1 protein-coding gene is annotated in these 249 nt (G+C 61.8%); it reads right to left on the bottom strand.

All coding sequences use genetic code 11. The features are described 5' to 3' along the window. Positions 1-249 (bottom strand): hypothetical protein (locus SB772_RS44015; protein WP_410839027.1); only part of this gene is annotated, 249 nt, incomplete at both ends.

The following is a 249-nucleotide window of genomic DNA, read 5'->3' as shown; positions in this document are numbered from 1 at the left end:
CTTGGTGTTGATGAAGCCGGTGCAGGTGCCACCAGCAAAGGTGCGCGGTTCCTGGCGCGGACGGTCGAGCGGCAGTTCCGGCAGGCCCGGAATGGACTTGAACTGATCAAGCCAGAAGGCTTCGGTCGCAGCCGAGCTTTCCGTGGTCGGCGCATATTGCGTCGCATAAGTGGCGAAGGACATAGCCTTCGGCAGAGCCACGTCCGTGCCTTCCTTGATTGCCGAATAGACGGTCGACAGCTCGCCGAC

The sequence above is a fragment of the Paraburkholderia sp. SIMBA_030 genome, from assembly GCF_046535245.1.
Lineage (GTDB): Bacteria > Pseudomonadota > Gammaproteobacteria > Burkholderiales > Burkholderiaceae > Paraburkholderia.
This window is presented reverse-complemented; position numbering and strand designations above follow the sequence as displayed.